The sequence below is a fragment of the Candidatus Hydrogenedentota bacterium genome (genome assembly GCA_018005585.1).
In the GTDB taxonomy this organism is placed as follows: domain Bacteria; phylum Hydrogenedentota; class Hydrogenedentia; order Hydrogenedentales; family JAGMZX01; genus JAGMZX01.
Genome location: JAGMZX010000011.1, coordinates 1 through 23,058 on the forward strand (window position 1 = coordinate 1; position 23,058 = coordinate 23,058).

14 protein-coding genes are annotated in these 23,058 nt (G+C 63.0%); 12 read left to right on the forward strand and 2 right to left on the reverse strand.

The features are described from left to right. Positions 1-490: hypothetical protein (locus KA184_03345; GenBank protein ID MBP8128589.1), on the forward strand; the 490-nt coding region annotated here is incomplete at its 5' end. 141 nt (positions 491-631) lie between these two features. Here KA184_03345 and KA184_03350 read toward each other — a convergent pair. Then, a complete protein-coding gene (locus KA184_03350) occupies positions 632-1,096 on the reverse strand; it encodes an RpiB/LacA/LacB family sugar-phosphate isomerase (GenBank protein MBP8128590.1) in 465 nt (154 codons plus the stop codon). Between the two features lie 441 nt (positions 1,097-1,537). On the opposite strand from KA184_03350, the gene KA184_03355 reads away from it, so the two are divergent. From KA184_03355 to KA184_03405, 11 genes are all read left to right on the forward strand, one after another. After that, the gene (locus KA184_03355; GenBank protein ID MBP8128591.1) at positions 1,538-2,329 is read left to right on the forward strand and encodes an inositol monophosphatase; all 792 of its coding nucleotides are present in this window, start codon (positions 1,538-1,540) and stop codon (positions 2,327-2,329) included. Positions 2,330-2,470: 141 nt separating this feature from the next. Continuing rightward, positions 2,471-6,196 (forward strand): S8 family serine peptidase, encoded by a 3,726-nt coding sequence (locus KA184_03360; protein MBP8128592.1) that lies wholly within the window; start codon positions 2,471-2,473, stop codon positions 6,194-6,196. Between the two features lie 266 nt (positions 6,197-6,462). Then, positions 6,463-7,422 carry a Gfo/Idh/MocA family oxidoreductase gene (locus KA184_03365; protein ID MBP8128593.1) on the forward strand — a complete coding sequence of 320 codons (960 nt, stop codon included), beginning with the start codon at positions 6,463-6,465 and terminating at the stop codon, positions 7,420-7,422. Between the two features lie 262 nt (positions 7,423-7,684). Next, positions 7,685-9,799: an ATP-binding protein gene (locus KA184_03370; GenBank protein MBP8128594.1), complete on the forward strand. Its 2,115-nt coding sequence runs from the start codon at positions 7,685-7,687 to the stop codon at positions 9,797-9,799. 82 nt (positions 9,800-9,881) lie between these two features. Next, complete coding sequence (gene tadA, locus KA184_03375) at positions 9,882-11,570, forward strand: Flp pilus assembly complex ATPase component TadA (protein MBP8128595.1); 1,689 nt, start codon at positions 9,882-9,884, stop codon at positions 11,568-11,570. Between the two features lie 123 nt (positions 11,571-11,693). After that, the gene (locus tag KA184_03380; protein MBP8128596.1) at positions 11,694-12,770 is read left to right on the forward strand and encodes a type IV pilus twitching motility protein PilT; all 1,077 of its coding nucleotides are present in this window, start codon (positions 11,694-11,696) and stop codon (positions 12,768-12,770) included. Further along, positions 12,763-14,400, forward strand: a complete 1,638-nt coding sequence (locus tag KA184_03385) for a PAS domain S-box protein (GenBank protein MBP8128597.1) — start codon at positions 12,763-12,765, stop codon at positions 14,398-14,400. The genes KA184_03380 and KA184_03385 overlap by 8 nt, the downstream gene beginning before the upstream one ends. A 79-nt stretch (positions 14,401-14,479) precedes the next feature. After that, positions 14,480-15,862 (forward strand): sigma-54-dependent Fis family transcriptional regulator, encoded by a 1,383-nt coding sequence (locus KA184_03390; protein ID MBP8128598.1) that lies wholly within the window; start codon positions 14,480-14,482, stop codon positions 15,860-15,862. A gap of 130 nt (positions 15,863-15,992) precedes the next feature. Continuing rightward, on the forward strand, positions 15,993-17,486 hold the full coding sequence (locus tag KA184_03395) for a PilT/PilU family type 4a pilus ATPase (GenBank protein MBP8128599.1): 1,494 nt from the start codon (positions 15,993-15,995) through the stop codon (positions 17,484-17,486). A 208-nt stretch (positions 17,487-17,694) separates the two neighbouring features. After that, positions 17,695-18,732 carry a tetratricopeptide repeat protein gene (locus KA184_03400; protein ID MBP8128600.1) on the forward strand — a complete coding sequence of 346 codons (1,038 nt, stop codon included), beginning with the start codon at positions 17,695-17,697 and terminating at the stop codon, positions 18,730-18,732. A 351-nt stretch (positions 18,733-19,083) separates the two neighbouring features. Next, positions 19,084-22,596: an FAD-dependent oxidoreductase gene (locus KA184_03405; GenBank protein ID MBP8128601.1), complete on the forward strand. Its 3,513-nt coding sequence runs from the start codon at positions 19,084-19,086 to the stop codon at positions 22,594-22,596. Positions 22,597-22,698: 102 nt separating this feature from the next. Here the strand turns inward: KA184_03405 and KA184_03410 are convergent. After that, positions 22,699-23,058: hypothetical protein (locus KA184_03410; protein ID MBP8128602.1), on the reverse strand; the 360-nt coding region annotated here is incomplete at its 5' end.

Sequence of the window (23,058 nt, forward strand, 5' to 3'; positions counted from 1 at the left end):
GGAAGGCGAAGGGGAAGGGGAAGGGGAAGGGGAAGGTGAAGGGGAAGGGGAAGGCGAAGGCGAGGGGGAAGGCGAGGGCGAAGGCGAGGGTGAAGGGGAAGGCGAAGGCGAAGGCGAGGGCGAAGGTGAAGGCGAAGGCGAAGGCGAGGGTGAAGGCGACATCTGCGTTGACGAGTGGCACACGGCGGACCAGGACCATAGCTCGAAGGTCGAGTTGACGGAACTCTTGCGCGTGATTCAGTTCTACAACAGCGGCGGTTTCCACTGCGCGGACGAACCGGATAGTACAGAAGACGGCTTTGTGCCGGGGCCCGGCGCGAACACGAGTTGCTGCCCGCACGATAGCGACTACGCGCCGTCTGGACCGGACTGGCAGGTTAAACTGACGGAATTGCTGCGGTTAATCCAATTCTACAATTCGGGCGGGTATCATTACTGTCCGGCGGATGGTACCGAAGACGGTTTCTGCCCGGGACAGGCCGTACCGTAGGCCTGTGCCAGCACATCCGGGAAGGCGGTCTGGTTTATACGACGGCTGACCGCCTTGCGATTTGCGGGAAACGGGTGCATCGCGGAGGGGCTGTGCGGGAATGCGCACGGGTCAACGCAAATGCGCCAGTGCTTGCCTTGCTTATTCCTGGCCGGTGTCCAGGGCGTTCACCTTTGCGCAGGCATCCTTGAGAAATCCTGCGAATTCTTCCAGACCCTCGGTGTGTTTGGTTTCCAGCCAAGCATCGGCCATCGCTTTGGCCATCCACGGCGCGACAATCATTGCCCCCAGCGTAATCACGTTCGCATCGTTGATGGCGCGGGCCATCTTGGCGGAGAAAACGGATTCCACGCATACCGCGTTCACGCCCTTGAACTTGTTCGCGACGATGCACATCCCCGCGCCGGTGCCGCAGAAAAGGATGCCGCGCTCCGCCTCGCCGCTTTGCAGGAGCCTGGCCGCGGCAGGCGCCGCGTCATAATACGGCACATCCTTGTCCTTCGCTGCCCCAACGTCCCGCACGGTGTATCCCTTCCTTTCCAGATGTTCCCGGATGGCGTCCTTGAGTTCGACGGCGAAGGGGTCTGCTGCGAGAACGATGTTCATGGCGTGTTCCTCACTTGCGTTGGTTTCGGGCATGCATGCCGCCATCGTGGCGGCCCCAAGCCCGGCTTGGAGAAAGGTGCGGCGTTTCACAGTGCATGCCTCGTACTGGTTTGCGGCAGGCCTCTGCCGCGGGCGCCGCAATGGCGCGGCTCTCAGTTTGCAGAGACCATGCATCGGCCATCATCCCGCGCGTCATAGCATCCCGCCGGTATCGAGTTCAATTCTCCGGCCGCGAAAGGGTATATTGCTGTTGTGTCGTGCGTGCGCAGCGCCGCTTTCACGTCGAAAGACGGGGAAGCAGGATTGCTCCCGCGGGCGCCCGTGTCAGGATGAACAGAGTGGAAGGCAGGTCATTCCCGTCGATGAAGCGTCGCGAAGCAGCGGCTTCGCCTCAGAAGACCGGAAGGACGCCTGCCGCCCGCAATCGGGAAGGGGACGCAGTTGAAACATCCGGAAATAAGGCTGATCGAGAAATTTCTTACGGACATAAGTGCCTATGTTCGAGAACATTATGTGGCCCGGGAACGGCTCGCGGTCGCGACCAAGAATAACGCAAGCGACTTGCTCACGGAAGTCGATCTGACCGTGCAGCGACGTGCTGTCGAGGCCATCAATCGCGCGTTTCCACGTGACGACTTTGTCGGCGAGGAAGAAGGACTGGCCCGAATTCCGGCGCACCCGGACGGCCGCTGCTGGGTCATGGACCCTATCGACGGCACCTACAATTTCGTGCGCGGCATGATGCCCATGTTCGGCGTTTCGCTGGCATTCGTTGAGCACGGCGTGCCACAGGCCGGAGGCGTGCTCATGCCCGTGACGGGCGATCTGCTTCTGGCGGAGCGCGGAGGCGGCGCCTACCGGAACGGACAACGCTTGCGGGTGTCCACCGTTCGCACGCTCGAAGAGTGTTCGCTGGGCGTCGATTTCGGCGATGGAAACGACCGGATAGTGTTGTTCGAAAGGAGCGGCGCGCTCCTGCGCGCGGTTGGGCAACTCCGGTGCTACGGCTGCGCGGTCCTGTCCCTATGCCAGATTGCCACGGGGGACGCGGACGCCTACGTGCATCTCACGCTGACGCCGTGGGACTATGCCGCCTCTCAGCTCCTCGTGGAAGAGGCGGGGGGACGCGCCTCCCGGCTGGACGGCAGTCCACTGCGGCTGTTCGACCGCAAGCGGGGCGTGCTTTTCAGTAACGGCGCGCTGCACGACACGATTGCGGAATTGGTTGGATGACCGTGTAAGGCCGACAGGAGGCATGCGTGGGCACTGTCTGTCTGTTATGATGTCGAATGCGTCGCAGGCAGTCTCAGATGGCGTTGCAGGACGAGGGCGAGAACGTGACTGACCGCGGATGACGCGCGTGAGGTGTTGGCCATGTCCGCTTCGAGTGCGTTTCTCATGGTGGCGGGGGTGATGACTGCCTGGATGTCCGCGCCGGGGGCTGTTCCTGCCGGTGCGGCGGATTCCGCGCCGTCAGCAAGCGTAGACAAGAAGTGCGGTTTCCTGGTCGAATTACAGGCACTGCCTGCCGCGCAGGTGTATGCCAAAACGCTGGCCGCGAAGGGAGGAGTCGCCGCGGCCGTATCCGCGACGCGCGAGCACCTGAATTACCTTGAACAGGCTCAGGATGGCTTCGTCAGCGCCGTGTCGCAGCGCTATCCTGAGGTGCGTTTCTTATACCGCGTGACCCGGTCGTTCAACGGCGTCGCGGTCGTGGCGGCGCCATCCGAAGCGGAAGCTATCGGTTGTCTGCCGGGCGTCCGACGCGTGCATCCGTTGCCGGTGCTGTATCCCGGCTTGACAACGAGTGTGCCGTTTCTGGACATGCCCGCCGTGTGGGGCGACGCGGCCTCGAGCCTGACGGGCCGCGGTGTCAGGATTGGCGTCATCGATACGGGTATCGACTATCTGCACCGCACTTTTGGCGGGCCGGGCGATTCCGAAAGCTACGTGTGGAACAACCGGGTAGTCATTGGAGACGCGCCGTATCCGAACGAGAAAGTCGTGGGCGGCTATGACTTCGCCGGCGAGTATTACAATCCTGAGGACCCGCTCTACTTCATTCCTGATCCCGATCGCGACCCGATAGACACCCGCGGCCACGGCACGCATGTCGCCTCCATCGCGGCGGGTTACGGGGTCACCGTGCTGCCGACCAGGCGTCACGGGCCCTACACCGCGGAGACCGGCTTTTCGCGCTATCAGCTTGGGCCGGGCGTGGCGCCGGAAGCGGAATTGTATGCGCTGAAGGTATTCGGCGACCAGGGCGGCACCCAACTCGTGCCGCAGGCGATTGACTGGGCCGTTGACCCGAACGGCGACGGCGACTTTTCCGATCATCTGGACGTCATTAATCTTTCGCTGGGCGCGCCTTATGCCGTATTGCCCGATGTCATGACGGTCGCATGCGATGCAGCCGCGCTGGCCGGCATCGTTGTCTGTGTGTCGGCGGGTAACAATGGCGATGTCTTCTTCGTGCTCGACACGCCCGGTGGTTCCGCGCGGGCCCTGTGCGTCGCGGCCTCGGAGGATAGCGACGCCTCATACGAGGGCACGGGTGCGCCTCTGATACCAGACAGCATCGCCTGGTTCTCCAGCCGCGGCCCCGTGCCTGACGGCGCCGGTATCTTGCTCAAGCCGGACATCTGCGCGCCCGGCGTGGGTATCACGGCGGCTCGCGCGCTATCCACGAACGAAGCCACCTTGACCATCGCGTACAATGGGACGTCGATGGCCGCGCCGCACGTGGCTGGCGTTATGGCGTTGTTGCGGCAACTGCACCCGGATTGGTCCGTCGCGGAGCTTAAAGCACTGGCGATGAACACCGCTCGCACCAACATCCACAACGGCGATCCGGCGGAGACGCCACGCGCCGGGCCGTCGCGCATGGGCGCGGGCCGCGTAGACCCCGCCTCGGCCATTGCTTCCGGCGCAATTGCGTACAACGCGGAACGTCCTGAAATTGTCAGCCTCACTTTTCAGACGAATGAAGTGCTTGACATTTCCCGGGAAACCTTGACTTGCCGCGTGGACAATAAGGGCGATACGGCCGCGCGCTTCACGGTGGGAGTGGACCCAGTAACCGTTGCGCCGGGCATCTCCATTCAACTCGGCAAAACGGATACCGGCTTCATCGCGCCTGGAGACTCTGTTACGTTTCCCGTGACGCTTACGGCGACCGCTTCGGACATGAAGCATGTCCGCAGCGCCGACGTTGCCGCAACCCAGACCGGCAACGTGAGGCAATGGATGACCGAGGCGTCCGGTTACATCACGCTTACACCGCGGGACAGCGGACCGGTATTACACGTGCCCTACTATGCCGCGCCCCGGCCCGCGGCGGCGATGCGCGCTGCGCAATCCTTCCTGAACGCCGCCGCGTCGCCCGAGGTAACCCTGCCGCTGACTGGCACGGCCCTCGAGGGCGGCGGCAATCCGCCGGAAGACGTCATTTCGCTTGTTACGCCGGCGGAGTTGCTTTGGATCAGTCCCGACGAGGACGACCCGCTGTGGCCGCACAATCCGGGCGACTTGCGGTTCGTCGGGATTCAAAGCGATTACCGGGAGGTGAATCAGGTCACGGCCCGCACTACCGTTACCTTCGTGATCGCGGCGCATGACGAGTGGCACACGCCGTCGAATGGGTACTATGAGGTGCGGATCGATGCCAACCGCGATGGTTTTCCCGACTACACCGTCTACAACGGGATCTTCTGGGAACCTTTTAGCGAGCAACCTTTTGAATACAGCGATGTCCTCATTACGGTGCGCGGCTTGTGGGACTCGCTCTATCAAGGCCTTGCAAACGGGTTGCCCTTGAACTACTTCGCGCCCACGGTGCGTCACACGGCGGTTTTTCGCAATAGTGTGCTTGTCTTGCCGGTTTCGGCGCATTCGATCGGGCTTCGCGATTCTGGAAGGTCCAGTTTTGACTTCTGGGTCGAGACGTATTTCTCTGCCCGCGCGTTCCGCGAGGAAAGACCCGACGACGCGTCCCCGGTCTTCTTCCACAACATCAAGCAGCCGGGTCTGCGATTTCCCGATAGCGTGGCGCCGCCGGTTATCGAAGACAAGCCCGGGGCCGGGATTCGCGTCGTCGTCGATGCCGAGGCCTACGCGCGAGACGCGGCGAAAGGCGTTCTGCTCCTTCACCATCACAATCGCAAAGGCGAGCGCGCCGAATGGATTAAGGTCGTCACCGCCGGCGACGGCGATCAGGACACGCTGCCCGATACCACCGAGGGTCTCGAAGACGCGGACGGCGACGGTTTGCCGAATCTGCTGGACCCCGATTCGGACAACGACGGCCTGCTTGACGCGGAGGAAGGCGCCGCGGACGCGGATGGGGACGGATGTCCTGATTTTCTGGACCTGGATTCGGACGGAGACACGTTGCCGGACGCGGTCGAGGGCCTGTCTGACGCGGACCGTGATGGAACCGACGATGCCTACGACCCGGATGCCGATGGAGACGGTCTCTTCGACGGCGCGGAAGGTCTGGAAGACGCGGACGGCGACGGCGTGCCTAATTACCTCGACTTGGACTCCGATGGGGATACGCTGCCCGACTGGCAAGAAGGGAAGGAAGACATTGACGGCGACGGCGTCCCAAATTTCCTGGACTTGGACTCAGACGGCGATGCCCTCTCCGATCAGGGCGAAACAAATTCCTGGAGAACGGACCCCTACGAGTTGGATACGGATGGCGACGGCATCGACGACGGCGAGGAGGCCGCGCAGGGCGCCGACCCCCTGGTTGCCGCGTTACCCCCGGCGCCGGAGCCCGTGCGCGCGACCATCGGCGCCTTCGCGGACCGCGTACAAATCTGGTGGCCCGCAGTGGCCGGCCGCACCAGTTACCGCGTGTTCCGGTCTGATGCGGGCGATGCTGGCACGGCGGTGCCGGTATCTGGCTGGCAGGAGAGGATCGTCTTCATCGATTACACGGCAGCGGCGCCGCGCCTCGTTCCGGCGGGCGGTTGCGGCGGCTTCCTCATGGAATACACCTATTACACCTATTTTGTCCAGGCGCGTAACCCGGGAGGAGAGGGGCCGCTGAGCGCGGGCGCACGCGGCTGCCTCGGCAATCCGCCGGAATAGTGCCGGTCATGAGGCCACGTGTTGACTGCGGGTGATTCGTTTCCTGCCTCCTCAGATACCCTTAACATCGCGGCGGATATTTGGTAAGATGACGTCTTGGGTGTTGTGTGCGTTCGTATGTCAGGAGGCGTGGAGGGAAATCCGCGCGGATATTTCGCCGTGGCGGCGGGCGGCGCACGGGGTAGTAGAGTGGAGACCTACCGCATCCCTGCCCGGTTGGGGCACGACGCGGCGGGGAACGCGTTGAACAGCGGGAGCGGCACGCTATGCCGAAGATTGCGGTTGTTGGGTGCGGCGGTATCATGGAGGAGCACTTCCGTCACCTTCAAGGGATGAGCGAGGTCTGCTTTGTAGGCCATTGCGACACGGACAAGGAGCGCGCGGAATCCGCCGCCGCCCGTTTCGGCGGAGAAGTCTTTTCCGACTCGGCGCTCATGTTCGATAAGACGAAGCCGGATGCCGTCTACGTGTGCGTGCCGCCCTTTGCCCGCGGCGCCATCGAGACGGCCGCGGCGGAGCGTGGCATTCATCTGTTCATCGAAAAGCCCGTCGCGCTGGACCGGACCACCGCCGCGCGGGTCGAGGCGGCCATCCGCAGATTCAAAGTCATGGCCAGTGTCGGTTACTGCTATCGCTACTGCGATTCGGTTACCAAGGCGCGTCAGTTGTTGAAGGGCAAGGCGGTCTCGCTGGTTTCCGCCTGGTATGCGTGCGGCATGCCGGAAGTGTGGTGGTGGCGGCAGCGCGCCAGGAGCGGCGGTCAAATCCTCGAGCAGACAACGCACCTGTTCGACCTTGTGCGCTACCTTTGCGGCGACGTAGCCGAGGTTTACGGCGTGGCTGCGCGCGGCTGCATGAACCAGGTGGACCAGTTCGATGTGGACGACAGCAGCGCCGTGACCATGCGGCTCAAGAGCGGCGCGGCGGTGTCCATCGTTTCCTCCTGTGTCGCCAATAACGGCGGTCAAACCGGACTGAAGATCGTGACTCCCGAAGCTACCATCGAGTTTGACCGCACCACTCTGCGCGTCTGCGAGGGCGATGTCACTACGGAGTACCGGTCCGGCGCCGATATGTACGAGGAAGAGAACAAAGCCTTTATCGACGCCATAACCAGCGGGAAACGCAACCGCATCCGCAGCACCTATTCCGATGCGCGCAAGACGCTCATGGCCACGCTCGCCGCCAACGAGTCTATTGGGTCGGGGCTACCCCAAAGGCCGTGAATCGCTTGGTCCCGCGGACTTGCGCGGCGCAAGCGGTCTGAATGTACAAGTTGCGTCAAATATTTGACTTACAATGATTTATGAAGAGTTATCACTTGACGGGGTTGACCACCAGTGATACAATTCACCTTGGCAATGCGCACATTTTCGACCCCTGTCACCGTAGGTTATAAGGAAAGGGTAAACGCCACGCATGTTCGGTCGTCGTAAGGAAGGCTCGGATTTACCATCAGCGCCGCCGCGCGAACCAGTGAGCCCTCTGTTGCGCAATACGACGTCCGCTTCTCACCCTGACCTGCCGCACCCTCCGCTCAAACGTCTCGGCGAAGTACTGCTTGAAGAAGAGGCCATAACGCGACAGCAACTCGACGACGCCTTGGCGGTCCAGCAACGCGAGGGCGGTTTCCTTGGCCAGATTCTGGTAAAGCTGGGTTACAGCACCCAGGAGGTCGTTGCCTCGTGCCTCGTGAAGCAGTGCAAGATTCCGCACCTCAGCCTGCTAGATTACGACATTACGAAGGAAGTATTGAGCCTTGTGCCCCGCGAGACGTGCGAGCGCTACAGCCTGCTTCCCATTGACAAGCTGGGCCGGATCCTTACTGTGGCGATGGTTGACCCGCTGGACCTTGAGGCGCTTGAGGAAGTGCGCAAGGCCTGCCCGGACTTGCGGATCAAGCCCATCCTCTGCAATTGGGAACACTTCGTCCATGTAACGAACCGCCTGTTCAAGGGCGATGACGCGTTGGCAAGGCCCGCCGAGGTGACCGCCAGCAGTCTTGGCCTCGTGGACCATTTGTCGCCCAAGGAGCAGGAGGAGTGGAAAGCGAAGGAATCCGGCGGCGCGGTAGATGAAAAGACCTTGCAGGATGCTGTGAATACGCTGGTCCAGCAGGCGGCTTCGGCTGCCGGCACGCCGCAAGCCCGTCAACCCGCAGACCACCCCACCGGTCATGCCGGGGCGGCGGTTCCTGCGCGCGCGACGCAAGGGCAGGCGCCCGCCGCGCCCAAGCCTCACGGGCTCACAAAGGACGAATTCGTGGGCGCCATGCGGGAAGCGATGCGGGAAGCGGTCGCCGCGCTCGGTCAAACCGTGGCGGAGCGGCCGGCGCCCGCGCTGGACCCTTCGGAACTGGCCTTGGCCATTCGTGACGGCGTCAGCAGCGCGGTGCAAGAGGCGCTGTTGGGCATTGTCGTACCGGCGCAGGCCGTGTCCGGTGTTGCGCAGAGCACGGGCGACCCCGCCGTTCCGGAACTGTCGGCGGCGATTCGGGAGAGCATTGCCAGCGCCATGGAGGAAGCAGTCGCCACGCTGATGGTGCAGTTGCGCGCGCTGGCGGGACGGAGGGACAGCGAAGCGGCCGAACAGATGACGTCGGAACTGGCGCAGGCGCTGCGGGAGGGGGTTCGCCAGGCGCAGGCGGTGCAGGAAAACCGCTTGAACCAGATTGCGGAAGCAATGTTGGCGTCCGCGCGGCAGGTCAGCCAGATGATCGAGGCGTCGGCCGTAGCCGCGGGCAATCGGCACGACCTGGAGAGTCCCCTAAGCCGCAAACACGTCTCCGTCACGCCTTTCGGCACAGGGGGCGACGGTGCGGCCGAAGTATACGCGGAAGCCGATGCGCAGGTAATAGAGGCGATGGAGTCCGAGCGTCCCGTGGAACTGTTCACCTTTGACACATTCTTCCCGGGCAAGGCAAACGCCTTCACGCACCAGCTCACCGTCGCCGTGGCGGAGAACCCGGGCGGCGAGTACAACCCCTTCTTCCTGTATGGCGATGTCGGCGTCGGCAAGACGCACCTTATCAGCGCGACAGGCAATGCGGTGCTGCGGCGCAACCCCAAGACCCGTGTGGGCTATGTTTCCGCAAGCCGTTTTTCGAGGCGTCTTTCCGATGCGATGCGCGCCAACGCCTTGGACGCGTTCCGGGAGAACTACTGTCATTGGGACATTCTAATACTCGACGATATCCAATTCTTGGGCGGCCGTGTCGAGGCGCAGGAGGAATTCTTCCACATTTTCAACGTGTTGCGGCAGGAGAAGCGTCAGATCATTATTGCGAGCGATAAAGCGCCGGATCGCCTCGGGCTTCTGGAACAGCGGCTTGTGTCTCGCTTTGCCAGTGGGATTGTGGCCCAACTGAAAGCGCCCGAATGGGAAACGCGCCTGGAGATACTGCGCCATGCCGCGGCCGCTGCGGGCGTTGCCGTGCCGGAAGAGGTGGTCTCGCTTATCGCCATGCGCGTACCCAATGACGTGCGTAAGATGATGGGCGCGCTGCGGAAGGTCACGGCATTTGCTAAACTGGTAGGTCATGAGGTGAACTGCGACCTGGCCGGGGAAATCCTGAGCCACCTGGGAATTGAGGTAGCTGCCTGAATCCCAGCGTCCGCACGTTTGCGCCTCGCAAGATGGAGGAAACCAAACATTGGCAAAAGTGGCCAAGAAACGTTTGCCGGATATGCTGCTGGAACAGGGGCTGGTTACGCGCGAGCAACTCACCGAATGCATGAACTTGCAGCGACGGACCGGCCAGAGCCTTCCCAAGATTCTCGTGGCGAAGGGCTATCTCAGTGAGGAGAACCTGGTTGTAACGCTGAGCGAACAGCTTGGCATCCCGCATATACGGCTGGCGCACTACACGATTCCGAAGGAAGTGCTGGCGGAAGTGCCCGAGGCGCTTTCCAGGCAGTACCAGATGCTGCCCATCTCCGTGACGGGCGACGTCCTCACGCTGGCCATGGCCGACCCGCTCAATATTATGGCCCTGGACGACCTGCGCATGCTGACGAGTTACGACATCGAGCCGGTCGTCGCCGTGACCTCGGAACTCGAGGAAGCAATCAACCGGCATTACGGCGGCGACAAGGCGGAAAACCTGTATGACGAAATCGTGAGCGCAGACGACGCCAAGGAGGGGATGGAGGTTGTCAAGGAAGCCGATGAGATCGAGGACGTCTCGAAACTGGAGCACGGCGCGGAAGACGAACCCATTAAGAAGCTTTCCCGCTTGATTCTGTACAACGCTCTCGAGCGGGGCGCGAGCGATATCCATCTCGAGCCTTTCGAGAAGAATGTCCGTCTCCGTTACCGCATTGACGGCAGTCTGGAGGAATCGAAAGGGCCGCCCAAGAGTCTGCAGCACAACCTCGTAGCGCGTCTGAAAATCCTGGCCGGCTGCCGCATCGACGAACACCGGCTGCCCCAGGACGGGCGCTTCCGAATCCGTTACAAGAGCCGCGAGATCGATTTCCGCGTGGCGTTCCTGCCGTGCAAGTACGGCGAGAAAGTCGTGCTGCGTGTGCTCGACAAGGGGAGCCTCGCCCTCGACCTCGACGGTCTTGGCTTTGAACCCCAGCCGTTGAGCGCGTTCAAGGAGGCCATCAAGCTGCCGCACGGCATGATCCTCGTGACGGGCCCGACGGGCAGCGGCAAGACCACGACCCTGTACAGTGTGCTGCACAAGCTCAACACGATCGACGTCAACATTGTTACGGTTGAGGACCCCATCGAATACGAGATGTTCGGCGTGAACCAGGTGCAGACCGCGGCGTCCATCGGCCTCACGTTCGCCGAAGCCTTGCGCCAAATCCTGCGTCAGGACCCGGACATTGTCATGGTCGGCGAAATCCGTGACTTCGAGACGGCGGACGTGGCGGTCAAGGCGGCCCTGACCGGCCACCTTGTGCTCAGCACCCTGCACACGAACGACGCGTCGGGCGTGTTCCCGCGCATGACGGACATGGGCATCGAGCCGTTCCTGGTGCAGTCTTCGGTAGCGCTGACATCGGCGCAGCGTCTGCTCAAGCGGGTTTGCCCTGATTGCGTGGAGCCTATCTCCGTTCCGAAAGAGGTGCTGGACCGCATCCAGTATCGCGGATTCGACTATATCGAGAGACCGCAGTTTGTGCGCGGTCGCGGCTGCGGCAAGTGCAAGGATTCGGGCTACCGGGGTCGTGTGGCGGTGCTCGAAGCCATGCGCAACTGGCCTGAACTGCAGCCGCTGATCCTGAATCGGGCTTCCGGATATCAGATCAAGCAGCAGGCGGTCGCCTGTGGCATGAAGACCCTGCGCCAGAATGCGCTGGCCCGGGCGGCCAAAGGTGTTACCACGATAGAACAGGTCCTGGACCATACCGTGGCGGATTGACCGGGCGGCGCGCGCGGGGCGTTGCCGTTTCCGTGCGTGAGCGGCGGGCGGGCCCGTGATGTGCGCGATGCCCGGCGCAAAGCCAGGGGAAGGTATGTGCCTGAAGACATCGAGGAGAGGGTAATGGCGGTACCAAGCATCAAAGAACTCTTGACGCGCATGATTCGGGAGGGCGCCAGTGACTTGCACATTGTCGTGGGCGCGCCGCCCATGATCCGTGTTCACGGCGGGCTGGAGTCCATGAACGGGGTGGATTCTCTTACCCCGGAGCAGACACAGGAACTGATCTACGCGGTCATGAACGAGGACCAGGTCGCCGAATTCGAGTCGGAGAAGGAGTGCGACCTCTCTTTCGGCATCGAAGGCCTGAGCCGGTTCCGTCTCAACGTCTATCGCGACCGTGGCTCCGTTGTCGCGGCGTTTCGCACGATCCCGTTCGAGATTCTTTCCTTCGAGCAATTGGGCATTCCCAATGTGGTGGCGGATTTCGCATACCGGCCCATGGGCCTTGTGTTGATTTGCGGGCCGACCGGCAGTGGCAAGTCCACTACGCTGGCGGCGGTCATCGACAAGATTAACCAGGAGCGGAATGTCCACGTCATTACGATTGAGGACCCGATCGAGTACCTGCATCATCACGGCCGTTCCATTATTAACCAGCGCGAAGTGCATGCCGACACGAAGAGCTTCGCCGCGTCGCTCAAGCGCGTGCTCCGTCAGGACCCGGACGTGATTCTCATCGGCGAAATGCGAGATACCGAGACGATCCAGGCCGCGCTGACCGTGGCGGAAACGGGCCACCTGGCGTTCGCCACGTTGCACACGAACGATGCGCTGCAGACCATCAACCGCATCGTGGACGTGTTTCCCTCGGAACAGCAGGACCAGGTGCGCACGCAGCTCTCGTTCGTGCTGGAAGGTGTCGTCGTACAGCAGCTTATTCCGCGCGCTGACGGCATGGGCCGGTGTATCGCGATGGAGATCATGCTGCCCAATCCCGCGATACGCGCCTTGATCCGCAGCGCGAAACTGGAGCAAATCCCCTCGATGATCGAGATCGGCCGCGGCGAAGGCATGATGACAATGAACCAGTCGCTCTACCGGCTCACGCGGCGCGGCGTGATCACCTTGGACATGGCGTTCAAGCGCAGCACGAATCCGGAGGGGCTGCAAAAACTCGTGGACAAGGGGCGTGACTGACCGCTTGCGCGTGATTCTCCGCCGGTGTGCCGTATGGCTCAGAGGCGGGTACGCCGTTCTGCGTCCCACTTACGACGGGCCGGTTTCCTGGCTGTGGTTTGTCGGCGCGGGCCGATTGCTTGTGCTGGCCGTCGTCGCTGTGGGTGCCTATGCCCTCGCAGGGGGCGTCGCGTTCAGTCCGCTCCTCGCCGTCATTTATCTTGGCGCGCTTGCCAGCGCGCTCTGGTATCTCCTGGCCTTGCGCCGCGAGGGTTCGGTCTCCGCCACGATGACCTGGACCCAGGTGCTTGTCGACTTCGCCGTCGTGGGCGCCACCATCGGCTTCACCGGCGGCCATGGCAGCCTGTTCACATTCCTCATGGTTATTGTCATCCTGGAGGCCGGCGTCCTGCTCGGGCTGCCCCACGGCTTTGTGTTCGCCACGTTATCCACCTTCTTCATGTTTGTTCAGACCCTTCCCGCCACCGCCGGCCTGTCCAATCCGCTCCTGCAGTGGTACAACTTTCTCATCCAGGGAATTGCGTTCTATTTCACCTCCTTCATCAGCGGGTATTGGCATCAGCGTGTCAGCCGGATGAAGCAGTTTCAGCGCGATATCCTGGACAATATGAACAGCGGCTTCCTGCTCACCGACGAGAAAGGCCTTGTTACCGCGATCAACAAGTCGGCCTGCCGCATTCTGCATCTGGTCGAGGGGGATGTTATTGGCCGTCACGTGGACGGCATCCTTCGTTCGGATACGGGCGCGGAGTGTCCCGTCACGACAGCGTTGCGGCTCGGCAAGGATTTCACCAGTTACGAGTTTTACGTGCGCACCCACGATGACGCCACCCTGTTGGTCGGCATCACGACGAATCGTATCCGCGACGTGCGCGGCCAGGTTACCGGCCTCATCGCGTCGTTCACGGACCTGACCGAGATGGCGCGGATGCGCCAGGAACTGCAGCAGCATGACCGGCTTGCCGTTGTGGGCGAGTTGGCGGCGGGACTGGCGCACGAAATCCGAAATCCCGTTGCGGCCATTCGTGGGGCCATGGAAGAGCTCCGCACCGCCTCGGACAACGAGGCGCTGGTGGAACGCCTGGCCCGCATTGCGATGCGCGAATCAGAGCATCTGAACGAGATCGTGGCCGCTTTCCTCGATTTCGCGCGTGACCCCAGCCGCCGTTACGAGCCCGTGGAACTCGGCGTGCTTGTCCAGGAGGTGCGCGAACAGATGCTGCTCAAGTACCGCGGCTCGCGGCGGCTGCTCATCTCCACCGTGTTGCCCGAAACCCCTTGTTATGTCATGGGCGACGCCACGCAAATCCGGCAGGTGTTCATCAATCTGGCCCAGAACGCCGTGGAAGCCATGAACGAATGTGGCGAATTGCGCATTACCTTGAACCCCACCCGCGGCCCCGTCGAGGTTCGCTTCGACGATGAGGGCCCCGGTATTCCCCCCGACAAGGTTGCGCGAGTTTTCGAGCCTTTCTATACTGAGAAGGAGCGGGGGGTGGGGATGGGCCTTGCCATTTGCCATCGCATCGTTACGGCGCACAACGGAACCATTCAAGCGGCGTCGCGCCCCGGTGGCGGCACCTCGATGAGCGTACGGCTGCCCGCCGCCGAAAAGGCTGAGCCGCGATGACCGAAGGCGATACGCGGACGCACCGCCCGCGCGAGGCGGGCCGGCGTCTGCCTTCCAACAGGGAGCTTAGATAATGCCGGTGCAGCATCGGGTCCTGGTCGTCGACGACGAACTCGGCATGCGCGAAACGCTTGAGATTATCCTGCAGAATGCGGGGTATGACGTGAGCGTGGCCGGCACGCCAGAGGCGGCGTGCGCCCTGCTCGAAAACGAACACTTCGACGCCGTGCTGACGGACTTGTACATGGGCAACGACCGCCAGGCGGGCATGAAGCTGCTTACCTACATCCAGGAACATGCGCCGCACACGCCGGCCATCATGATGACCGCCTACGGTTCCGTGGACACCGCGATCGAAGCCATGCGCCGCGGCGCCGTTGACTACATTCAGAAACCGTTCAAGAGCAACGACGAAATCCGCATCCGGGTGAAACAGGCTATCGCCCAGCGCATTCTCATCCGGGAAAACGAAGCCCTGCGCATGGAACAAGCGCGCCGCGGCGACCTCGAAAACATGATTGGGCAGAGCCCGGCCTTTCGCGAACTCATCGTGCTTGTGCGCAAAGTCGCGACCTTGCCCAGCACCGTGGCGCTTCACGGCGAAAGTGGCGCGGGCAAGGAACTGGTCGCCCGGGCGCTCCACCAGCTCAGCAACCGCGGCGACAAGCCCTTCGTTGCCATCAACTGCGGCGGCATTCCCGAGAACCTGCTCGAAAGCGAGTTGTTTGGCTACAAGCGCGGCGCATTCACCGGCGCGACGGAAGACAAGGAGGGTCTCTTTGTCGTTGCGAACGGCGGCACGGTCTTTCTGGACGAAATCGGCGAAATGCCGGTGATGCTGCAGGCCAAACTCCTCCGCGTACTGGACAATCAGACCATTACGCCCGTGGGCGGTGTCTCCGAGGTGCGGGTGGACGTCCGCATCATCAGCGCGACCAACCGCGACCTCGAAGCCATGGTCGAGCAGGGAAAATTCCGCAGCGACCTTTATTACCGTCTCAACGTGATTCCAATTCCCGTACCGCCGTTGCGGGAGCGCCGGGACGACATCCCCATGCTCGTGCGCCATTTCATCCAGAAACACTCCACGAAGATCGGGCGGCCCGCGCTGCAGGTCAGCCCCGAAGCCCTGGATGCGCTCGTGCGCTACGACTGGCCGGGCAATGTGCGCGAACTGGGTAACGTACTGGAACGGGTCGTTGCCCTCTGCGGCAACGACCAAGTCGAATTCGAGGACCTGCCCCGCGAGGTACGCGAGTTCCTGCCTTCAGAGGTGGCCGTGGTTGCGCTGCCCGCCGAGGGCGTGAGTCTTGAGGACAAGGTGGCCGCGCTCGAGACTTCGCTCATCAAGCAGGCGCTCGAACGGTCTCGATACTCTCAAAAGAAGGCGGCCGAACTGCTTGGCCTTACCCCCCGGTCGCTGCGGTACCGGCTGCAGAAATACGGCCTGGAAGCAGACTGACGGCAGGTCTCGCACACCGGGTATCCGCTGTTCCGGGCACTGCGTTTTTTTGACTGTCAAAGACAGCCCGTGATAGACTGCATGACAGGCGCGGCGGAACGGGTAGTATGCGGGTTTCATAGGTGGAAGCATGTTTATTGGAAGTCGGGCGACCAACACCATCCTGGACGTATTTCGTATCGGTCTTTCGGAATTGATCCGCAAAGTCGGGTTGCCGCGCGAAGTGGTCTATAAAACCCCCGGCTGTCAAATTCGCGCGCGCGCAAATGACTTGGGCAGGCGCGTCGATAATATGCGGATCATTTTTGATGTCCGTGATGGGGTGAAGCAGGATGAAGTGATTGCCGCGATGGAGGAAACCCGAATCGGCGCCCGCGTCAAGTTCGAGAACGGCTCATGCACGCTGCAGGTGCCGCCTTTCGAGTGGCGTCAATTGCCGATGCTCGCGCCGTTGGACAAGATCGTCCAGAACTACGCGAAGCACACGATGCGGTCGCAGACCTGGGTTCTCGAGCCGCTCGAATATGTCGGGCATAACCTGAATATCAACATCCTCATCGAGGAGATGGAGAAGCGCAAGGCGTCCGACCTGCACTTGCGCGCGGGGGCCAAGCCCTATATCCGCGTGGATAACGACCTGATGCCGCTGGAGAACATGCCGGTCCTTTCGGCCGGAGACGTGAGGGAGTTCCTGCTCCAGTTGGGCGGAGAAGAGGAACATGAAGCGCTGATGGCCGAGAAGGAAATCAGTTTTCAATACCATGCGGCGGGAATCGGCTATCTGCGTTGCAGCGGCTATGTAAAGACAGGCGCCATTGCTATCGCAATACGCCTCATTCCCGAAGAACCGCCGTCTTTCGAAAGCCTTAACCTGCCTCTGGTTGTGCGTGATGTCTGCAACCGGCAGCGCGGCCTGTTCCTGGTCTGCGGCATTACCGGCAGCGGCAAGTCGACGACACTGGCGGCGATGGTGGACTTCATCAACCAGACACGGTTCGCGCACATTATCACGGTCGAAGACCCGATCGAATATGTGTACCAGGACAAGAAGAGCGTCATCTCACAGCGGCAGGTCGGCCGCGATACCTACAGTTTCGCAAACGCGCTGCGCGGCGCGTTGCGCGAAGACCCGGACGTGATTCTCGTGGGCGAAATGCGCGACATGGAGACCATCCGGGCCGGGCTCAGCGCCGCCGAAACCGGGCATCTCGTCTTCAGCACGCTGCACACAACCACGGCAGTGGACACGATCAATCGCATCATCAGCTATTTCCCGCAGAATGAACGCGACCTTATTCGCCAGGAACTTGCCTATACCCTGCAAGGCGTCGTATGCCAGCGTCTCGTCAAACGTGCAGGCGGCGGACGCGTGCCCATTGTCGAGATCCTGCTCGGCGGGCGGCCCATCGTGCGCGACGCAATCCTCGACGGCGACATCGACAAACTGCATGGCATCATCGAAGTGGATGGCGACATGACCAGTTTCGATGAATACGCCGTGAAGCTGTATCAGAACGGGACCGTATCCCGCGAGGAGGCCATTTCCGCGTGCTCGAACGAACAGGGCTTTGAACGAGTCATTTCGGGCATCAAATCCTCCGAAGGCCGCAAGATTCTCAAGTGAGGATCGCCCCATGAAGCGGGTCGCTGCGATTAGCGCTGTCTTTCTGCTTGCGGCGTTCGCAGCTGTGCAGACCGCTCGCCTGTCGACCCTTCAGAAGCGCGCACCGGGCACCCCCTCTTCGCCCGCGGCCGCGGTTCCACCTTCCATTCCGGATGCCGGACTCGCCACATCCGATGGGGCGGACCCGACCCAAGACGGAGAAAACGGCGTGGCGGACGTACAGACGCCCTCGGACAATGACGCCGCCTTTGGCGAACGGCTGGTCGCCCAAGCCATCGAAACGATGATGGCCGAGGCCGCCGCCGCGGATGCGATGCGCGGAGCGCACCCGGCCGAGAGCCGCGGTCACGCCGCGGTCGCCGACGCGGAAAGCGCGGAAGACGAACACGCCAAGGCTACCGGCGCGCAGCGGGCAAGACATCTCTTGAGCCGGGCCAAGGAAGCCCTGCTCACGGGAGATTTTGAGGCGGCCGCGCGGATGCTGGCCCAGAGTCTTGAACTCGACCCGCAGAACCGGCAGGCATATCGCGCACTGGCGGAAATGCACCAGAGCCTCGGCAGAATGGAAGACGAAATGCGCGTCCTGCAGGACTGGGCCGGAGCCATCCCCGGCGACGCCATGCCACATTATCTGCTTTCACGCGCCTATGAGCGTATGGGACTTGACGCGGAGGCCTACTCGGAGCTTCAACTCTTCGAAACCCTCAGCAGCGGAAGCCTGCCCGCTTATCCCATGCTTGCCGAGATGTATCACGACTTGGGCATGCGCGCCGAAGAACGCCAGACGCTGCAGGATTGGACCCGGGCCGCGCCAGGGTCGCCGGACGCGCATCATGCGCTGGCGCAGTATTACCGGAGCGTCGGCAACTACGCCGCCGCCGCGCGCCAATATGAGCACTTGGCCGCGCTCACGCCGCAGAATGCGTCCGTTTATGCTGAAATGGCGGCTGTTTATAGGCAAATGAACATGTTTGCGGAAGCGGAGGCAAGCTACCTGCAAGCGCTCGAATTGCAGCCCAACAGCCCCGGCGTGCTTTTCCAGCTGGGCAATCTCTATCGTGCGTCGGGAGACTACTATGCGGCTCTCGATGCATACCAAGGCGTCATTGACGCCGCGCCGAACTCCCAGCAGGCGCGCCAGGCAGCCCGCGCCATTCAGCGTCTGCAGAATCAACTGGCGAATCCGGGTGCGCAGCAGCCTCCAAAACCCAAGCCGAAACGGGCCGTGCTGGCCTTCAGAAACTAAGTGGGCTCTCCACTGGTTCGCTTACGTATTGCTGCGTTTTGTGTTGGGGCGGCGACTTGCGGCCGCTCTCTTTCGGGCAGCCTGGTGCCCGGTGTTCTACTTGTCGCGGAGCAAGTCCCGGCACGAACAAAGCGTAAGCATTCGCCTTCGCAAGAATCGCGGCGGACGAGCGCTCGCGACACGTGACCGCATACCAGAAATGGAGTACCAGTTGGTGCTGGTGCGGGGGTGACTCCGCACCTGAGAGAAGGTATCCTTGGGGGACGGGTCTTGAGAGCACGCGGCAATGGGACCAGAAAACCCGCGTTGTGTCTGGCGGCGGTTCCGGTCCTTGTCCAAGGGAGAGCATACATGCGTTCTGGATTCACGCGAAACGCCTGCTTGTTTTGGGTAATACTCTTGGGCGCGGTCCAGGTGTCTGCTGATAACGGCACCGTGTTCGAATCCGCCCGAAACATACCCATGGCCTGCGACGCGGATGTTGTCGTCGTATGTGGTTCGCTGGGCGCGGCGGGGGCCGCGATTGCGGCGGCGCAAGACGGGGCGCGCGTCTTTCTCGCGACACCGCACCCGTATCTGGGCGAAGATGTCTGCGCTACGTACCGGCTCTGGCTTGAACCGGGCGAAGACCCGGCCACGGACCTCGAGCGCGCGTTGTTCGCGCCGCCCAAACCATCCATAGGTGCGGAAAACGGCCTCGCGTTCTCGTATACGACGGACATTGTATCGGCGGAACTGCACCGCGATTCGAACCCGCCGCGCATGTTGGCCGACGGAAAAGCCGGCAACGCGGCGGCGGAAAGTGTGCAATATGACGCCGATGTGGCTGTCACGGCGGACTTGGGCCGCGTGGCGGCCGTGGGCAGGGTGCATGTGCTTGCGTATCAGCGGCTGGCCTCGTTCGAGGTGGCGAGTGTGTCCGTGCAATTAAGCGCCGATGGCCTGGAGTGGGGCCCGGAGGTCTCGGCCCCGAATCCATCGCGGTCGTCGGGTAATTTTGAGGAAGCGCCGCTGGCGATAACGGTCGATGCGGCGGGAGACGCGCGCTACGTGCGTGTCACGGTGAGCAAGAATGCGGCCATCCCGCGCCTGTTGCTGGGCGAGATCATCATCGAACCCAAGGAGGATGGAGCGGCCGTTGCGGCCACGGGAGATGCGCGCACGCCACCGATGCCCATGCAGGTGAAACGGACCCTCGAGCATGCCCTGATTGCGGCGCAAGTCACGTTTCTTTACGGGTGTTACGCGACGGACGTGCTCCGCGACGAAGACGGACAACTTGCGGGGATCGTGATGGCCAATCGATCCGGGCGTCAGGCGGTGCGCGCGAAATGCATCGTCGACGCGTCGCCTCGCGGCGCTGTGGCGCGGATGGCGGGCGCTGTGTTCGGCCCTTATCCCGCCGGGGAACAGGAGTTCCGGCGCACCGTGATAGGAGGCGGGCCGCGAACGGAAGGCGTTGCGGCCTGCCGCACATGGGCGCCGCCTGTCCAATTGCAGCAGGGCGGCTGGGGCAATCAGAATCTGAGCGACGCGTATGAGTACACGTTGAGGATTCCGATGGCCGACGGCTCATACGCCGCGTTTGCCCGCGCGGAACAGGTTGCGCGCGACCTCACGTGGCATCCCGGCCAGTTGATCGCGTCGGAGACGCTGTTCCAGACGCCGCCCGATACCGTTCGGGCCCGAAAGCGCCACACCGGCGCAGAAGTGGACGCGGAAACGATTGACTTGGACATCTTCCGGCCCCAGGGAGTCGACCGGATCTTTGTGCTGGGCGGCTGCGCGGATATGGACCGCCAGGCGGCGGAGCGTCTGTTGCGTCCGCTGACTTTCTTGCGCGCTGGGCAGCGGCTGGGGGCGCAGGCGGCGGCAACGGCGCGGAGCATTGGCGAACCAGGCGCCGTCCGTGTGGCTGGCGGGGCCGTTGCGCAGGCGGAGCCAGGCGAAGTGCGCGAACCGCTGACTGGGCCGCGGTCCCTTGCGCAGGACCTGCAGACGGTCCCTTCGGAAGGTCGCGCGCTGCCGGTCTTGGCGCGGTATGACGTTGTGGTCGTCGGCGGCGGCACGGGCGGCGCGCCGGCGGGCATCGCGGCGGCCCGCCAAGGCGCGCGCACGCTCGTGATCGAGTATCAATACAACCTCGGCGGAGTCGGGACGCTGGGCCTGATCGGCAAGTACTACTACAGCTACCTGAAAGGCTTCACGGAAGAGGTGGACCAGGGCGTGGCCGCGATCAGCGGGCCGAATCAGCCTTTGGACAGAGCCTGGAACGTGGAAGCGAAGATGGAGTGGTACCGGCGCGAACTGTGCAAGGCGGGCGCGGACATCTGGTTCGGCGCGATCGGCTGCGGTACCGTGGCCGAGGGCGATACGGTCAAGGGCGTAGTGGTGGCGACGCCGGACGGCCGGGGCGCCGTGCTCGCGGACGTGGTGATCGATGCGACGGGCAACGCGGATATCGCGCACGCGGCGGGGGCGGCCTGTATGGCTGTCGGCGACGACAACGTCGCGGTGCAGGGCACGGGCATGCCGCCGCGCAGACCCGGCGCGAACTACACGAACACCGACTACACGATCACGGACGATTCGGACACGGTGGACTTCTGGCGCACGCTCGTGGCAGGCCGCGAAAAATACCGGGACGCCTTCGACCTCGGGGTGCTGGTGGATTCGCGGGAGCGGCGGCGCATCGTCGGCGATTTCGTCGTCTCGCCGCTTGATATCTGGAATCTGCGCACCTATCCCGACACGATCGGGCTCTCGCGCAGCAATTTCGACACGCACGGATTCACCGTGCACGCGTTGTTTGCCCTGGAGATGCCCGGCGAGGATGAAGTCATCGCGCACACGCCGTACCGGGCGCTGCTGCCGCGGGGCATCGAGGGGATGCTAGTGACGGGGCTTGGCATCAGCGCGCACCGCGACGCGATGCCGATTCTCCGGATGCAGGGAGATATCCAGAACCAGGGTTACGCGGCGGGCTGCGCCGCGGCTATGGCGGCCAAAGCCGGCGTGCCGCCGCGATCAATCGACGTGAAAGCCCTGCAGCGTCTCCTGGTGGAGAAGGGCAACGTGCCCGAATCGGTATTGACGGACCGCGATTCGTATCCCCTGTCTCTCGACATGGTGCGGGACGCGGTCGAGAGCGCCGCGGACAACTACCGGGGCGTGGCGGTTCTTCTGGCGCAGCCGGCGGAGGCACTGCCGCTGTTGCGCGACGCGTACCGGGCCGCGGAGTATGAAAACGCGCGGCTGATCTACGCGCACATCCTTGGCATGCTCGATGACCCCGCCGGCGCCGACACGCTTGCGCGGACGGTCGCCGGGCAGGGCTGGGATGAAGGGTGGTCGTTCACCGGCGGCGGCCAGTTCGGCGGCAGCTTGAGCCGGCTGGACAGCCTGATTATCGCGCTGGCGCGGACCGGAGCGCCCGGGGCGCTCGAAGTCATTTTGGAAAAAGCGCGAACGCTCGATGCCGAAAGCGCCTTCTCGCATCACCGCGCGACCGCGATTGCGGCGGAAACGCTGGGGCGTCCGGACGCGGCTCCCGTGCTCGCCGCGTTGTTGCGCAAGCCCGGCATGACCGGACATGCCTGTCTCGACATCGAAGCGGCGCAGGCGCAGGCGCGTTTTGCCAATCCCAACCAGGAGCGGGATTGCAGCATCCGTGAATTGATGCTGGCGCGCGCGCTGTACCGTTGCGGCGACGCCGACGGACTGGGGGAGAGCATCCTGCGCACGTATGCGGCCGACCTGCGCGGGCATATGGCGCGGCATGCCCAGGCGGTCCTCGGTCAACTCCCGGACACAACGGCGATTCCAGGCACCGATCTCGATATGGAGCGCTGGCCGGTCCGGTAGCACGCATTTGCGGCTTGCTTTGGACTGCGGCGGCTCGCTACCGCTCTCTGCCAGGCAGGCTTCCTTGCCGGACACGCGTCGCGCACTCCAAGACGGGAACGGTCATGGCGAACCCGGGCAGAAGCCGTCCTCGCTGTCCTCGTCCGGGCAGGCGTGGTAGCCGCCGCTGTTGTAGAACTGAATCACGCGGAGCAGTTCGGAAAGATCGATCCGCCAATCGGGTCCCGTGCCCGCGTAGTCGCTGTCGTGAGGACAACACGACGTCTCAGTGCCCGCGCCGGGCAGGTAGCCGTCTTCCGTGGCATCCGGCGTGGCGGCGCATTGCAGGCCGCCTGAATTGTAGAACTGAATTACGCGCAGCAGTTCGCTCAAAGCGACGCTGTTGTCGTGGCTGGTGTCCGCGCTGTGCCATGGTGACGCGCACGGGTCCACAGGTTGTCCTTCTTCACCTTCAGGCACTTC

Coding starts and splice junctions, on each gene's coding strand:
- KA184_03350 (MBP8128590.1), bottom strand. CDS start 1,096: ATGAACATCGTTCTCGCAGCAGACCCCTTCGCCGTCGAACTCAAGGAC.
- KA184_03360 (MBP8128592.1), top strand. CDS start 2,471: ATGTCCGCTTCGAGTGCGTTTCTCATGGTGGCGGGGGTGATGACTGCC.
- KA184_03365 (MBP8128593.1), top strand. CDS start 6,463: ATGCCGAAGATTGCGGTTGTTGGGTGCGGCGGTATCATGGAGGAGCAC.
- tadA (MBP8128595.1), top strand. CDS start 9,882: ATGCTGCTGGAACAGGGGCTGGTTACGCGCGAGCAACTCACCGAATGC.
- KA184_03380 (MBP8128596.1), top strand. CDS start 11,694: ATGGCGGTACCAAGCATCAAAGAACTCTTGACGCGCATGATTCGGGAG.
- KA184_03395 (MBP8128599.1), top strand. CDS start 15,993: ATGTTTATTGGAAGTCGGGCGACCAACACCATCCTGGACGTATTTCGT.
- KA184_03405 (MBP8128601.1), top strand. CDS start 19,084: ATGCGTTCTGGATTCACGCGAAACGCCTGCTTGTTTTGGGTAATACTC.